Here is a 14,681-nt window from a genome sequence, read left to right on the forward strand (position 1 = left end):
TCAATAAGTATACAATAATTTAATGTAATATTTTTTCAATCCGAAATAAAAACTATATGTTGCAAACATAACCAAAATTTTACAAATTTTATGACAAATTTAAGAAAAGGTATCATGTATGTAGTTACATTCATGGCCGTAACAGTATTCATGAGTTCTTGCCAGCAAGATGAAGAAATGGCAGCTCAAATTGACAACAACGAAGTGTCTGAGAAAGTCAAAGAACAATTACAAACTCTTGGCTTTGATCCGAGCGACACCTATCGTGAGAAATTCAACAATCCGTTAACTGGTGAACAAGGATTTCATTACGTTGTAGAAGGTGATATTTCAATCACTGAAAAGCAATTAGATGAAATGGCTAATAGTGAACTTTTCCATACAGGAAGATTTGCTGAGCAGTACCGCACGAGTAACTTAGTGGCTCAAAACAGTACAATCAACGTGATCGGTTACACTGCAAACAATGCAAATGGTTTAGATTCGAAAATGAGAACAGGTTTGCAATGGGCAGTTGATAACTATAATGCACTCAACACCGGATTAACTTTCACATTGACTTTCGGTAGTAACTTTTCCCCTTTCGACATGGTGGTTTATAGAGTGAATGGCGGAGGAGGCGGTAGTGCTGGCTTCCCAAGTAATGGTAATCCAAATAAATTCATTCAGATTCAGTCAGGTACAAGTAGTTTTAGCACAAATGTGGTAGAGCATGTAATTGCACACGAAATGGGACATTCTGTAGGATTACGTCATACTGACTGGTTCAACCGTTCATTCTCTTGTGGAACTGGAGGAAGCGAAGGTACTGCTGGAGTAGGTGCTATACCAATACCGGGCACGCCAGAAGATATTGATCCGAATTCATTGATGTTATCATGCTTTAGTGCTAATGAAGATGGAGAATTTGGATTTTTTGATCGTGTAGCTTTAGAATTTCTATACTAATCTTTAGCAAAATTATAAATGAAAAGGTCAGCTGTTGCTGACCTTTTTTTTTCTTCTAAAACTATTTTTTGGGAGGCCTGCTCGGTCTAACTTCAATTTTACTTGGTAATGTTCTTGGATTCATTTCTAATAAATCAACTACCATTTGCCCCATATCTTCTTTTTGGATTTTCCAGTAGTCGTCTTCATTGGGTTCATGATCATTGAAATAAGTAGCTACAGACCCTGGCATGATCGTAGAAACATTTATACCATGTTGCCTTAAATCTAACATTACAGATTGGGTGAAACCAGTTAAGCCAAATTTACTGGCATTGTAGGCAGAACCTGAAGGGAAGAAATTTGTACCAGCCAAACTAGAAATAGTAAAGAAATATCCTCCATTTTTCTTTAGAGCCTCTACGCTTGATTTTATAGTATAGAAAACTCCCGTTAAATTAGTATCAATAACCTCATTCCATTTATCTATTTCCATTTCATCTATTGAAGCGAAATGACCTAAACCGGCGTTAGCAATTACAATATCGAGCTTTCCCCATTTATCTAAGACCGCATTTACACAAGTTTGCTGATTTTCAAAGGATCTAACGTCTGCCTGAAGTCCTAAAACTTCACCTTTCGCATTCTTCGCTAAAGATTCCGCTGCTTTATCTGCAGAATCTTGGCTCCTACTAGTGATGGCTACATTAATACCTTTTGCTAAAAGCGCTTCCGCTATCCCGTATCCTATACCTTTACTTCCTCCTGTTATAAGTGCTGTTTTATTTTCTAAGTTTTGCATAATTACATTTTGTTTACATTAAATCAACTGATTCAAATTTGATTGGTTACAAAATGGAAGAGCAAAACCTATTTTTTATCACAAAATAGGTAACCCACACCTTTAATGGTTTTAATGTAGCCTTCACCTAACAGTTGTCTGATTTTCAAAATATGAATATCAACAGATCGTAATGTTACTTTTGACGAGCTGCCCCAAATGACGTGCATCAGCTGCTCTCTAGAAAAAACCTGATTAGGGAAGCGCGCAAGAAATAATAATATTTCATACGACTTAGACTGGATTTGGAGCAATTCCTTGGCGGGTAACTTAAATAAGAGACGCTTTTTCATATCAAAATATAAATCTCTTATTGCATATTCATCTAATGGTTTCAAGTGAAAAATATTTTCCTCTGCTCCAAAAAACTTTAATAATCGCTTTTTGAATGCATTTTTTCTTAAGGGTTTTCTTAGAAAAAAATCTATTCCAGATTCATAGCTTAGGATCTCATTTTGCTCTTCATTATTAGAAGTGAGGGCTATAATTTTTGGCTCTAATTCCGAAATGCTGGCCTCTTTTTTTAAATAATTAAATAAACTAATACCATCATAATTCTTGTTTGCAATTTCCGAAATTACTAGCAAGGGCTGATGTCTGTTAATAAGTTGGATTGCATGTTGAGTATCTAATGCCAAAGCCACATTGAAATTTTCAGACTCCAATATTTTTACTAAATCCCGTAATGTTTCTTTATCATCATCAGCTATAACGGCTGTTTTGCGCTGTTGCATTTCTTAGATACTTCGTTTATTTGCTTCTCTAAGAAAGCACTAATTTTGTTGGATTGTGCTCTTAAAAATTCATCTTAAAACGAAAATAACTTGAAGGTAAACTAAACTTAATATAGGGTGTGAAAATCGCATGAATTATTAATATTAGCATAAAGAACACTATTTACATTATTCATTTCCTTTAAACTTCTCCATGGTAGCCATACCTTTTCCGCTAATTCCCTCTGCTTTGAAAACCTTAAAAATCGTCATGAAAATAATTTTCAGATCCAATAAAAAGGATTGATGTTGCACATACCAAACATCATACTCAAATTTCTTTTGCCAGCTAATGGTATTCCTTCCATTAATCTGTGCCCAGCCAGTGATTCCTGGCGTAACAAAATGTCTCTTTCTTTGCTTATCATTATATAGAGGTAAATATTCAACCAAGAGCGGTCTTGGCCCAATAAAAGACATTTCTCCTTTAATTATATTTAATAATTGCGGAATTTCGTCCATGCTCGTTTTTCTCACAAATTTGCCAATCCAAGTAAGTCTTTTTTCATCTGACAATAGCGATCCTGTTTCATCTTTGTCGTCTCGCATGGTTTTGAATTTAATCAGCTTAAAAATATGCGCATTTAAACCAGGTCTCTTTTGTATGAAAAAGATTTTGCCATTCTGAAAAATGGCTAATAAAATGCTGACTATAAGGAAAATCGGACTTGCAATAAGCAATGCTATTAGAGCTGTGAACCTGTCAAGAAATGGTTTAACTATACTTCGATACATATTACTTGATAACTCCAAGGTGCATTAAAGCATCTCCTTCATGGACGATAGGATTATGATTTAGCCCAATTACATAGCCGTTCACTGCAGAAGTGACTTTATTTTTAAATCCGCCAAATGGATCATTAATATGTCCCAAAAGCTGATTTTTTTTAATTTTTTCACCGCTTTTAACGGCTGAAAGAAAAACTCCAGATTTTTTGGCTCTTACCCAAGATGAATTCTTGATTACTAAATTATCGTATTCAGCCTTGTCGGCTTCATCCCGCATGCCAAGATGCCGCATCATTCTTCTTGCACCTCTTATCCCTTCCCTTATTGCATATTCATCGAAACGAGACGACTCTCCACCTTCATACACTAATATATTCTTACCTAACTTATTTGCGGCTTGCCTCAATGAATTAGGGCGGAATTTTGAATCTAAAGTAAAGGGTGCATGAAAAGCTTCTGCTAATTCCACATTCTTGCTATCCTTCATCATACATCTAACCTGCGGAAAATTGGTTCGATCAGCTCCTCCCGTATGAAAATCGATACCGTAATCAATTATGGGTAGAATTTCTTTTGTCAGGAAATTGGCCATTCTAGAGGCAAGAGAGCCATTTTTATTACCTGGAAATGACCTATTCACATCTTTCCCATCGGGTACGTATCGCGAGAAATATATAAAACCATATACATTAATAATCGGAATGCAGATTACCGTCCCAACTTTAGGAATATGATCATTTTTCTCGATCATTCGCCTTACAATCTCTGACCCATTAATCTCGTCACCATGCAAACCACCCATCAAGAGTAGCACTGGCCCTGGCTCAGTCGATCTAGCGATTGTAATGGAAACATCGATCGTGGTATGAGAAGGAAGTCGAGCTATATTTACATCCACTACTTTTTCTTCCCCTGGAGCTATTTCTATTCCGTTGATAATCATTTATTGAAAATTAAACCTTTATGTAAAGGATTGATATTGTAAAGTAGAGACTGGTTTTTAAATGAAAAATACCACCAAATAGTACCAGATACTAGTAATCCTAATGATGCACCCACAATAGTATCTACCATGAAATGCTGAAATAAATACACACGGGATACGGCCACTAGTATGGCTAACAACATTAAAAACACTTGCAATAATTTATTTTTAGTAAGTAAAATTAAGATAGTGGCTAAAGCAAAAGCTGAGGCAGAGTGCCCACTTGGCATACTGTAGAACGTACTAAGCTCAACACCTTCTACCAAATTAAAAGACGATAATGACTCTTCATATTTCAAAGCAGGACGGTGCGCTTCAAATACAATGATCTTAAGAAACTGCACAATTGCTAAATGGATGAGACCTGTTAAAGTAAGTAAAATAGCGTAATAGATTCTATAAAGCAAAACAAGCACTCCAGCTATTACAAAAATATGCCATTCACCCAAGAGCGTAACATAGCTAAAAAACACATCACCGAATGGATTATGCCTTTCATTTAACCATAATAAAAAAGTTCCTTTTTCTAGGAATAGGACTACTGCCAATGCTGTTAAAAAATAAAGCACATACATTAAAAAAGCAGGGCTCTGTAATTTATCTTTTATGCTTTCCATTCAAATCTTAGGTATTTTATGGTTTCTCCTACTTTAGCAAATTTTCTTTCGTAGCGAGTAGTGATCCCATAATGCTCCTTTAAATATACAGAATTATGTAAATCATCTGTGAAATGCAAATCTTTAATATCATCTCGTGCCGGTAAAATCTCATTTAAAGTCCAATGATACAAATCGGTATTATCAGTTTTGAAGAATATTCGTCCCTTTCCACCCTGAATGCGCTTATAAATATCCAAAAATCGATGAAATGTTAATCTTCTCTTTTCATCTCGGTCTCTTGGCCTTGGGTCAGGATGTATAATCCAAATATCATTGACTTCCCCCACGACAAACATTTGTTCTAAGTCTAGAATAAAGTTACGAGCAAAAGCAACATTTTCCAGACCTTCCTCAATTGCTTTGGAACTGCCTTGCCACAAGCGCTCTCCTTTTATATCGACTCCAACAAAATTTTCATTGGGAAATTCCTTTGCTAAACCAATAGAGTACTCTCCTCTTCCACAGGCCAATTCCAAATTTATCGGATTGCTATTAGCAAAAACCTCTTTTGCCCAGTTTGATTTTATGTTAGGAAATCTTTGATCATCATACTCCAATACATTGTGGCGATTTCGCAAATCTTCAAACCGCTTTAATTTTTGTCTACTCATATTTACAAATTGGGAATCTCTGCTACCGCAAAGGTAGAACCTCCTACAAAAATTAAGTCCTTATTGCTCGCATTTTTTTGCGCTTTCTCAAATGCTTCTACGACTGACGGGTATTTATTGCCTTTCAATCCAAATGTACTTGCTATTTTCTCTAATTCGCTTGCATTCAGCGCTCGCGGGATATTAGCCTGTGTGAAGTAATAGAGCGCATTTTTGGGAAGAATCTCTAAAACCCCCTCTAACTTCTTATCATTAACAGTGGCAAAGACAAAATGTAATCGTTGGCAATTTTCTTTTTCTAACATCTTAACTAAATATTCAAAAGCAGCTATATTGTGTCCCGTATCTGCAATAATAGGAACCTCTGATACTAAATTCGGGATTCTTTGCCATCGACCTTTTATTCCTGAGTTTTGAACGACATTTTTTAGACCTACTTTTATATTTTCATTACTGATAGAATAGCCTTTTTCCTTTAGAACTTCTAAAGCGCAAAAAACACTGCCGAGGTTTTGTATTTGATAGCTAGCTGAAAGACCAGACTCAAACTCCAAGACTTCTTCATCAATAAGATTTTTCGCTAAAAACTTCCAATTGGGAATCGATTGTTCCTTCACTGAAATTTCGTACCTCTCTTTACTTTCTAAAAAAGGAGCATTTTTGGACTCTGCTATTTCTTCAATAATTAACCTGAGTTTATTTTCTTTTACAGAGCTGACTACAGGCACTTTATTCTTTATTACTCCTGCTTTCTCTCTTGTGATTTCTTCTAAGGAATCACCAAGAAATTGCTGGTGATCTAATCCGATTTGTGTGATGATAGACACTTCGGGATGAATAACATTGGTGCAGTCAAGCCTTCCTCCCATCCCCACTTCTATTACTGCAATATCCACTTCCTCTTTGGCAAAGTAGTCAAATGCCATTGCAGTAGTCAATTCAAAAAATGAAGGCCTTAGTTCTTTTATAAGCGGCTTAAATTTCTCAACGTATTGAATGACCTCTTCTTGCAGAATTGGAATCCCATTTATCCTCATCCGCTCTGTAAAGCTTTTAAGATGAGGAGAAGTATAAAGAGCCGTTTTGTAGCCAGCTTCTTTTAATACGGATGCTAAGAAGGACGAAGTGCTCCCCTTTCCGTTAGTCCCAGCAACATGAATATATTTTCCCTTTTGATGAGGATTGCCAAGTGCCTCTAATAATGCCAATGTATTTTGTAAATCTTTTTTGTAGGCTGAACCTCCCACTCTTTGAAACATGGGCAACTGTTCAAAAAGAAATGCTTCTGCTTCTTGATAAGTCATCATTTATTAAGATTCTATAATGTAATTATGTGTGATTGAAAGATTTAGTTCCACTAATTTAGTGAATCATCAGATTTTGAGTGAACAGTTTAATTTGAGCGTATCAAAAATGTAATAGTCCCCTTAGATTGCGGAGCCGTTTTGCCTTCAGAAGTTCTGTAAAAACTTAACTTTTTAACTTCATCTTCATAGATTTTTACAACCTCTGGGGAAACAGTAGTTTCAACTGTTCGAACATCAATGACTTCACCATTATTATCAACTCTTATTTCAAATACTATCTTACCGTTTTGCTGAGTTGGATCATCTGGTCGTGGTGGTGAAGCCCATTTCCATCCTGACATAGATAATTTACTTCCATTACCGCCACCTTGGGGACCCATCATGGCTTCCGCATCTACTTCCCCTTCAGGGTTTCCTTGATCTCCTTTTGGAGTGTTGGTTTCACCCTGTGATTTACTGTCGCCCGGAAAAAGTGCATTTGGATTGGCTTTAGGTTCTTGTTTTTTTTCTATTTTTTCTTCCTTTTTAGGAGTTTCCTTCGCTTTTTCTTGTGGTGTGTCTTCCACCTTTACTGGGGATTCGGTGTCGCTAACTGCTTCTTCAACAACTTCATTTGCAGGTTCGGAGACTTCTTCTACTGCATCATCAGCCTCGGCATCCGTTGCTTCTTCTATTTCTTCCTCTACAACTTCTTCCGATTCTTCCGTTGGAATTTCTTCCTGTTCTTGGGGTTCTTGGGCAGCAACAGGCTCGTTTCCTGATCCTTGGTTGTTCATCCCTATATTTAATTCAATTCCGTATTCTGGCAAAGGTGGATAGGGTTCTTTCCAAGCGGTAACCCATAGGAATAGCAGGAGCACCAAAATATGAAGCCCTACAGATACGGATATTCCAATTATCCGATTTTTCTTTTCCCTATGTGCATAGTCACTCATTTGGCTGTGCTGCGATCGATACTTTTGCTTTTAAGGACGAAGCGATACCTGCTACTCTAACTAAATGTTCTGTGGGGACACTTTTATCGATATGCAGTACCACTACCCCTTCGTCTGCATTTCTTAATTCTCTTTTTATAGCTGTTTCGATATCTGAAACAGCCACTCTTTTATCATTAACGAAATAAAGCATGTCTTTTGTTATCGTTACACTTACTTTTTGCATTACGATATTTGTTGACTTACTAGAAGGTAAATTAACCGGCAATCCTGAAGGTGTGATAAAGGATGAAGTCAGCATAAAGAAAATCAACAATAGAAATATTATATCTGTCATCGAAGACATGCTGAATGCAGGATCAACATTATGTCTGGATTTCATGGACATAGCTTCTTATTTAGATTCTTGAAGTAAATCAATAAATTCAACAGAAGTATACTCCATCTTATGAATTACCTTCTGTACTTGCGTTACCAGATAATTATAGCCTAAGTAAGCAATAATACCAACTGAAAGACCAACTGCAGTAGTGATCATGGCTTCGTAGATTCCTTCAGAAAGTAATTTAGGGCTCACTGAACCCTCTTCTTGTGCGATCGCAATAAAGGCCTGAATCATACCGGTGACTGTACCCAAAAACCCAATCATAGGAGCGGCACCAGAAATAGTCGCTAATAATGACAAATTCTTTTCCAGTCGGTAAATCTCAACTTTACCCACATTCTCAATAGAAACCTCAATATTTTTTAAAGGACTTCCAATTCTCGAAACACCCTTTTCAAGCATTTTAGCTATAGGTGTTTCATTTTGGGAGCAAATCATCTTTGCCTGATCAATTTTACCCTCAGTAACCAATGCTTTCACCTGATTCAATAAACCTGGAGGCGTTTTGGCACTTCTTTTAATAGTCAACACCCGTTCCACAAAAATGGCAATAGCGGCTGCTGATAATAACAAAAGGGGAATCATAACATATCCCCCTTTTAAAAGTAAGTCAAACAAATTAACGCTGCTATCTGAAGCGTTTACTATTGCAGAATCTGCAACAGTGGTAACTTGTAATAGTATCATATTTTAAATATCAATATTTCAATGGCCAAGGTTGTTCTTTATATTGTCCTAACAATTCCGTAGCACGAGTACTAGCTGCTGCAAAGCTCTCTGTTTCTTCAATAGCTACTCTATTGAATTTACTTTTTCCAAAAGGCGGAATGATATAAGCATTTGTACCTTCTTTCACAAGCTTGTCTGCATAGTCCTTAGCTAAATCTTCATCAAAAAAACTACCTACAATAACATATGAACGACCTGTTCTAGAATTTAGTGTATTAACCACTCCCACTTCCGGCTCTTCAGGCTCAATCACCTCAGGCTCTGGCTCAACAGGTTTTTCAACCACGTAGGAGGTAGTATCTTTTATAGGCTGTTTCTCTACCACTGGCTCTTTCTCCGGCTCTCTTAAAAAGAAAAAATAAACCAATGCAACAGCTAAAAGGATTATGATCGATAAAGTAATGATAACTGGTGCCGCTGATTGTTTCTTAGGTGGTGTATAAGTAGAAGCTGTTTCATCCTCAACTTCAACTTTTTCCTCATCATCATCGTCTCCAAAAGGATTTGGGTCATACTCAAAATCCTCGTCTTCAGTTGAAGCGAAAGGATCTTCCGAAGTTTCAGCAGTATCAAATGAGGTTTCTACTTCTGAATCTTCAGCTGGAGACGATGCATCCTCATCTGAGTCAAAATCATTAGTAGTATCTGTATCATCTTCATCATCTAAATCAGGAAGCCCGAAATCTTCATCATCCTGTTCAGGAGAATTATGTAAGTTTTCATCCTTATACTCTTCGTCTTTTTTGTCCTTTTTGGCCATATTCTGGTAATTTAAGGTTTTATCTAGCTTAAAAGTATTAAAAATTTATAATACTTTATCAATAAACTATTATTATTCAATAAAATCAATACTTAATTATAAGTAGATTTAACTACAAGAATCAAATATAATGTCAATTATTGATATTAAAAACATTAAAATGAATATGTGAAGCCGCCTAGAAGCTGAAAACCACGATTAGGATATCCTAAATAGTACTCGTATTTATTGGCTATCAGGTTATTAGCATGTAAGAAAACACCGCTCCTATCGCTTAACTGGTATCCTAATTTTATTCCTAAATCATAGATAGGGGGAATCGACTCGCCTATATTAAACGAATAAATGGCATTTTCTTGCTCAAAAGTATTAACATTATTCATAGCCCCTTGCAAATGAGCATTTAATCCAATTTTTAGTTTATTGGCAATCCAATACTCCCCATTAAATTTTAAACGAAAATTCGGACGAAAAGGCATCAATTGCGTCTCCCCTACATTATAGTAAAAGTAATCTCCTCTTAGATTCGCTCTCAATTTACTGAAACTAGTAGAAACCGAGGCGTAAACATTAGCTTCTGTATTGTTATCATTGAAATACTTTGTTCTATACCTAATTTCTCCTTCCCTTTCGTTGTAAACTGCCTCATAACCAAAATTATGGCGAACAGATGATACACTAAACCCAATTTCATAGCCTAGATAGTTACTAATAGCTCCATTGGCGCCTCCATAAAACTGAAAAGGCATCAACGTATTGTAAACATTCACAGTATTATCCAAGTAAGGATTTTCCATCAAGAAATCTCGATATCGATTAGCGCGCACATCCCCTTTTACTCCTGCAAACAAAGTTAATTTGTCGAAAGGCGTATAAACTATGTTTAAATCGGGAAAGATATGGAATTTGTTCATACCCTCTAAGGTGTCATTTTCATGAACCATATTGAGACCTAACCCTACTTTTAAGTTTTCCTTCGCAAACTTAATTCCTGGTTTAAACCTTAACAGGTTCCTATTTTGAGCAGAATCCAGAAGATCAAATTTAAGTTTTGTTAAATACCCATCGGAATTCAGATATAAAGCAAATTCCTCATTTAAATCAAATTCATTTTGAAAGCTATAATCAAATGAAAACTCTGAATTATTAATGTTTGTAAATAATTGATAGATATCTGTTTCTAAATTATAATGATATGGGCTATTTTCATTTTCATCTTGTAATGAGATGGAAGCACCTACAGTGTGAAAAGTACGCTGCAAACTATCCCGATCAACTTCTGTACAGTGAGCAGTATCGTACCCATACAAATAGTTATTATGACGCTCATAGTAGGCCTCAGCATTTAGTATTGCTTTCCTAAATATGTATTTACCATATGGATTTACTCTTTGATATCCAGAACCAGAATTTCTTTTATCAATAGGTCCATTAGCATAACTTTGATGAAAAAGATGGAGCCCATAGCCTTTATCCTTATTTCTTTTACTAGCAAAATTTCCTTCCAAATACGATGCCCCGTAGTTCCCTGCACCTACTTTAACTTGATTAGCGTATAATTTTTCTAACTTTTCATCTTGAACCGTTAGCACCCTAATCCGTGGTGCTAAACTGCTGAGGCTGGGAATAAATTGTCGAGAACTAAAATTAACATCGATAGGTGATTGAATACTTTTTATTTCAGGCACTTTTTTAAAATCCCTATTAATTCGAGGCAAATCAATCTTCCGATTCTTCTCAATAATTACTTGAGAATCCTCCAAGTCCCCTTCCTGATCCCAGTTATCTTGCCCTAAAACAGCTATTGGCAAGAAAAAAATGAGGAATAAAATAAATCTTATCATATTAATTTTTTGTAGAGTCATTTTCAATTACTTCTTCCATCTCAACCATATTTCCAGTAGAATCTTGCGCATCGGCAGGCCCCTCCTCTTCTTGTTTGATTAGATCGAGTTTCAACTGAGCTTCATCTTTTAGAACTTTCGAGTCAGCATTTTCAATGATAGAATTCAAGGTCGCCTTCGCTTGAAAGGTTTCTCCTATTGCAAAGTAGTTATCTGCAATAAGCAAAAATGATTTTCCCAACCACTCAGCGTAAGAACCAAAATTCTTGTTCAATTCAAATAGCGTACTGAGTGATTCTTGATGCTTTTTAGAATTGTATTCCATGAGCGCTATCATGTATTGAGATTCAGCAGCAAATTCATCTTGAGCAGCATCTACTGCTTTCTGAAAACTTATTTTCGCTTCTGCATATTTTCCTTGATAATAATTAGCCATTCCTTTATTAAGATAGGCTTCATTGATTGCATTGGCATTTATAGCAGCTTTTTCTATAATCAAATCAGCATATAAAATCATTTTACTGTAATCTGATTTTGCTTTTGCAATATCCAGTAGACCAGTGTATGCATTAAACTTATCTTTTTTATTTTCTGCTTGATCCAATAGTTTAGTAAAATATAATCTGGCTTTGTCAAATTCCTGCTTTTCCAACTCAATTTCTGCAATCTTTTGAATAGAGCGTTTATTAAAGGAAGTGTTATTATCTGCTACCACTTGATAAAACAAGTCAAGCGCTTCATCAAATTGTCCATTTCTGTAATATGAATCTGCTAAATAATATCTTGCCTCAGCGGCTAAAGAATGATCAGGATAATTTTCAATATATGCCTTAAAGGATGAAATTGCCCTATCATATTTTTGATTAAAATAGAGAGACTGAGCCCCATCAAACTCAATTTTTGTTACTTCGCCATCATTAGGATTTGCTTGCTTATAGGCAGTCAGATACTGATCTAAATCGCTCTCTTTATTCATCAACGAGTATAAATCTTGCAAACCTGCTAATGCCCCCTTGGCAGTAGCATGAGTTAAGTAATTCTGCAAAATTAAGGTATAATCCTTCTCTGCACTTTCGTATTGCTTTAAATTAAAATATGCTAAGGCTCTCTTTGCGTAAGCAAATGGGCGTAGAGGGCTTTGCGGTAAATTTTTAAGTAAATTTGAAAATCCCTGAATAGCCGATTCATATTGTCCTGATTCGAAAGCTAGCAATGCTTGCTGAAATATTGCATTATCATAGTAATTTGAGCTGCTGTAATCGCGGATAACTTTATCAAAACTTTGGTTTGCAGCAGAATTATTTCCGTTTATGCTATGTACTACTCCTTTCTGGAAAAAGGCATAATCTGTATTCGAATTTCTCTCGTCAATAGCCTTCTGATAATAATTTATGGCCAAGGGGTAATTCTTAGTTACATAATAACAGTCTGCCAAACGGATTACTGCATCTTCATAATAAGTGGCTGATTTGCCATTTTTCAAATAATCTTTAAAGTATTGAAGTGATTTTTCAAATTGCTTTTCATTATAATATGCATGAGCCATGCCATAATTCAGATTTGAATACCAGCTATCGGAACTTGTGCTATTCCTCATAGACTTTAAATAAGAATTGATAGCTTCTTCAAACTTCTTACCCGTAGAAAAAGACTCTCCCATCCAGAAATAGGTCTCCCCTAATAATGATTTATTTTGAGGATACTCCACTGATTTTTTGAAGAACTGCATTGCACGATAGTAATCTGCTTGATTAAAGAATTCTGCCCCTTGATAAAAAGTCACTTTTTGATAGGCCTCTTTTAGCTTCAACGATTTATTATCGATTGACTCTAGAAAAGCAATAGCTTGATCATATGCATTTGAATTTAAGTATGCCTCACTTAAAAGTTCTTTTGCCTGAGTTAGATAACTACTTCTAGGGTACTTTTCAATAAAAGATGAAAGCTCAGTTACTGCACTTGCCGTATTTCCTTGACGCAGATTTAATTTGGCCAATTGAAAATGACTTTCCTCTGCTATTTCATTGTTATAATTTAAAAGCTTAGCTTGCTCGTAGGCATTGGATGCAAATCGGAAATTCTCTCTTCGGAGATATAATCCTCCTAAATAGTAAGCATTGTATTGGGAAAGAGAGTCTTTTGCGATCCCTACCGCTTCAAAAAGTGTAATAGCCTCTTCAAAGTCTTTCAACTGTAAAGCCACATAGCCCATTCGATACAATAATTCTCTATCTAATTTGCTCTTACTTTCTTTTCGATACTCCTCAAAATATTCATTTGCTCGCTTAAAATCATTTTGCTCAAAATAAGCATCTCCTATTATCAATTTGATATTGAGTGCTTCAATCCTACTGAGTCGAGGTAATAAATCCTCTGCATAAGCAATTAATTTATCGTACTCTTGCTTTTGATAGTAAATATTGGCTATCATATTCGCTGTAGAGATTGTATAAGCATCATTTTTTGCAGCTCTTTCCAAGTCTATCAGCGCCTCATCGAAGTTTTTTTGCTCAAAATGGATGTATCCGGCATAGTAGTTAGCAGCTGATTGATATTGATTATCTCTTCTTTTTAATTGATTGAAGTAGGGTAAGGCCTCGTCAAAAGCTCTTCTACTAAAATATGCATATGCAATTTTAAATTGAAAGTGCGTTTTATCCTCTCCCCTAAGCTTATCTGCTGCAGTCTTCTCATAGTATTGAATAGCTTTGGCGTAGTTTTTCTCTCGAAAATAAAAGTTTCCTAATTCGAAGTAAGCCTCTGAAGCTTTCGGATGAGTGGGATTGGATTCCACAAAGGACTTAACTTGCTTTTCCCCATTCGAGTGATATAAGTAAATAGAAATCAACGCACTGTAATATTCAGCATTGACTACTTTCAATCTTTCGTTATCTACATGCTTTTGATATTCCTCAAATTTATTTTGCGCAGCTGTATATTGCTTTTGTTCAAAATATTCCATGCCATCTTCATAAATCTCATCTGCCTGAGAATTTACGAAAGCATATTGGCTGAATAAGGAAAAGGGAAACAAAATAATGAGTCCTAAAATTAGAATCTTTTTATTCATTCTTCTGGTGACGATTAAATTTTCAATATATAATCAAATCCCCTAGCTGTATTTATAGGGAACATTCAAAAATAATAAGCTGCTTTCTTCTTTTAATCTTTTCAAATTTGACAAATTACATAATCT

General features: G+C 35.6%; 14 protein-coding genes. 1 reads left to right on the forward strand and 13 read right to left on the reverse strand.

Annotated elements, in window-relative coordinates; translation table 11 throughout:
* The first annotated feature begins 90 nt into the window (after positions 1–90).
* A complete protein-coding gene (locus B9Y84_RS03355; RefSeq protein WP_085515673.1) occupies positions 91–948 on the forward strand; it encodes a M57 family metalloprotease in 858 nt (285 codons plus the stop codon).
* A 61-nt stretch (positions 949–1,009) separates the two neighbouring features.
* Here B9Y84_RS03355 and B9Y84_RS03360 read toward each other — a convergent pair whose 3' ends face one another.
* The 13 genes from B9Y84_RS03360 to B9Y84_RS03420 form a co-directional block, all read right to left on the reverse strand.
* Positions 1,010–1,729, reverse strand: a complete 720-nt coding sequence (locus B9Y84_RS03360; protein WP_085515674.1) for an SDR family oxidoreductase — start codon at positions 1,727–1,729, stop codon at positions 1,010–1,012.
* Positions 1,730–1,797: 68 nt separating this feature from the next.
* Positions 1,798–2,502 (reverse strand): response regulator transcription factor, encoded by a 705-nt coding sequence (locus tag B9Y84_RS03365; protein ID WP_085515675.1) that lies wholly within the window; start codon positions 2,500–2,502, stop codon positions 1,798–1,800.
* A 168-nt stretch (positions 2,503–2,670) separates the two neighbouring features.
* Positions 2,671–3,276, reverse strand: a complete 606-nt coding sequence (locus B9Y84_RS03370) for a sugar transferase (protein WP_085515676.1) — start codon at positions 3,274–3,276, stop codon at positions 2,671–2,673.
* A gap of 1 nt (position 3,277) precedes the next feature.
* Positions 3,278–4,213 (reverse strand): succinylglutamate desuccinylase/aspartoacylase family protein, encoded by a 936-nt coding sequence (locus B9Y84_RS03375; protein WP_085515677.1) that lies wholly within the window; start codon positions 4,211–4,213, stop codon positions 3,278–3,280.
* On the reverse strand, positions 4,210–4,872 hold the full coding sequence (locus B9Y84_RS03380; protein WP_085515678.1) for a phosphatase PAP2 family protein: 663 nt from the start codon (positions 4,870–4,872) through the stop codon (positions 4,210–4,212). Before B9Y84_RS03380 ends, B9Y84_RS03375 begins: the two co-directional genes overlap by 4 nt.
* Positions 4,860–5,525, reverse strand: coding sequence for a tRNA (guanosine(46)-N7)-methyltransferase TrmB (gene trmB / locus B9Y84_RS03385; RefSeq protein WP_085515679.1), 666 nt, complete (start codon positions 5,523–5,525; stop codon positions 4,860–4,862). The genes B9Y84_RS03380 and trmB overlap by 13 nt, the downstream gene beginning before the upstream one ends.
* Before the next feature lie 2 nt (positions 5,526–5,527).
* Positions 5,528–6,832 (reverse strand): bifunctional folylpolyglutamate synthase/dihydrofolate synthase, encoded by a 1,305-nt coding sequence (locus tag B9Y84_RS03390; RefSeq protein WP_317043231.1) that lies wholly within the window; start codon positions 6,830–6,832, stop codon positions 5,528–5,530.
* 86 nt (positions 6,833–6,918) lie between these two features.
* A complete protein-coding gene (locus B9Y84_RS03395) occupies positions 6,919–7,767 on the reverse strand; it encodes a hypothetical protein (RefSeq protein WP_085515680.1) in 849 nt (282 codons plus the stop codon).
* On the reverse strand, positions 7,760–8,155 hold the full coding sequence (locus B9Y84_RS03400; RefSeq protein WP_085515681.1) for an ExbD/TolR family protein: 396 nt from the start codon (positions 8,153–8,155) through the stop codon (positions 7,760–7,762). The genes B9Y84_RS03395 and B9Y84_RS03400 overlap by 8 nt, the downstream gene beginning before the upstream one ends.
* A gap of 6 nt (positions 8,156–8,161) precedes the next feature.
* On the reverse strand, positions 8,162–8,839 hold the full coding sequence (locus B9Y84_RS03405) for a MotA/TolQ/ExbB proton channel family protein (RefSeq protein ID WP_085515682.1): 678 nt from the start codon (positions 8,837–8,839) through the stop codon (positions 8,162–8,164).
* Between the two features lie 10 nt (positions 8,840–8,849).
* Entirely contained in the window at positions 8,850–9,641 is a 792-nt protein-coding gene (locus tag B9Y84_RS03410) for an SPOR domain-containing protein (protein ID WP_085515683.1), read from the reverse strand.
* Between the two features lie 155 nt (positions 9,642–9,796).
* The gene (locus B9Y84_RS03415; RefSeq protein WP_139827930.1) at positions 9,797–11,485 is read right to left on the reverse strand and encodes a TonB-dependent receptor; all 1,689 of its coding nucleotides are present in this window, start codon (positions 11,483–11,485) and stop codon (positions 9,797–9,799) included.
* Position 11,486: 1 nt separating this feature from the next.
* Positions 11,487–14,555, reverse strand: a complete 3,069-nt coding sequence (locus tag B9Y84_RS03420) for a tetratricopeptide repeat protein (protein WP_085515685.1) — start codon at positions 14,553–14,555, stop codon at positions 11,487–11,489.
* Positions 14,556–14,681: the final 126 nt, after the last annotated feature.

Source organism: Marivirga sericea, from assembly GCF_900177665.1.
Taxonomy (GTDB): domain Bacteria; phylum Bacteroidota; class Bacteroidia; order Cytophagales; family Cyclobacteriaceae; genus Marivirga; species Marivirga sericea.

What these genes read in the sequence shown, in the direction of transcription:
- B9Y84_RS03360 (WP_085515674.1), bottom strand. Translation starts at nt 1,729, where the DNA reads ATGCAAAACTTAGAAAATAAAACAGCACTTATAACAGGAGGAAGTAAA.
- B9Y84_RS03415 (WP_139827930.1), bottom strand. Translation starts at nt 11,485, where the DNA reads ATGATAAGATTTATTTTATTCCTCATTTTTTTCTTGCCAATAGCTGTT.
- B9Y84_RS03390 (WP_317043231.1), bottom strand. Translation starts at nt 6,832, where the DNA reads ATGATGACTTATCAAGAAGCAGAAGCATTTCTTTTTGAACAGTTGCCC.
- B9Y84_RS03405 (WP_085515682.1), bottom strand. Translation starts at nt 8,839, where the DNA reads ATGATACTATTACAAGTTACCACTGTTGCAGATTCTGCAATAGTAAAC.
- trmB (WP_085515679.1), bottom strand. Translation starts at nt 5,525, where the DNA reads ATGAGTAGACAAAAATTAAAGCGGTTTGAAGATTTGCGAAATCGCCAC.
- B9Y84_RS03410 (WP_085515683.1), bottom strand. Translation starts at nt 9,641, where the DNA reads ATGGCCAAAAAGGACAAAAAAGACGAAGAGTATAAGGATGAAAACTTA.
- B9Y84_RS03355 (WP_085515673.1), top strand. Translation starts at nt 91, where the DNA reads ATGACAAATTTAAGAAAAGGTATCATGTATGTAGTTACATTCATGGCC.
- B9Y84_RS03400 (WP_085515681.1), bottom strand. Translation starts at nt 8,155, where the DNA reads ATGTCCATGAAATCCAGACATAATGTTGATCCTGCATTCAGCATGTCT.
- B9Y84_RS03370 (WP_085515676.1), bottom strand. Translation starts at nt 3,276, where the DNA reads ATGTATCGAAGTATAGTTAAACCATTTCTTGACAGGTTCACAGCTCTA.
- B9Y84_RS03375 (WP_085515677.1), bottom strand. Translation starts at nt 4,213, where the DNA reads ATGATTATCAACGGAATAGAAATAGCTCCAGGGGAAGAAAAAGTAGTG.
- B9Y84_RS03395 (WP_085515680.1), bottom strand. Translation starts at nt 7,767, where the DNA reads ATGAGTGACTATGCACATAGGGAAAAGAAAAATCGGATAATTGGAATA.
- B9Y84_RS03365 (WP_085515675.1), bottom strand. Translation starts at nt 2,502, where the DNA reads ATGCAACAGCGCAAAACAGCCGTTATAGCTGATGATGATAAAGAAACA.
- B9Y84_RS03380 (WP_085515678.1), bottom strand. Translation starts at nt 4,872, where the DNA reads ATGGAAAGCATAAAAGATAAATTACAGAGCCCTGCTTTTTTAATGTAT.
- B9Y84_RS03420 (WP_085515685.1), bottom strand. Translation starts at nt 14,555, where the DNA reads ATGAATAAAAAGATTCTAATTTTAGGACTCATTATTTTGTTTCCCTTT.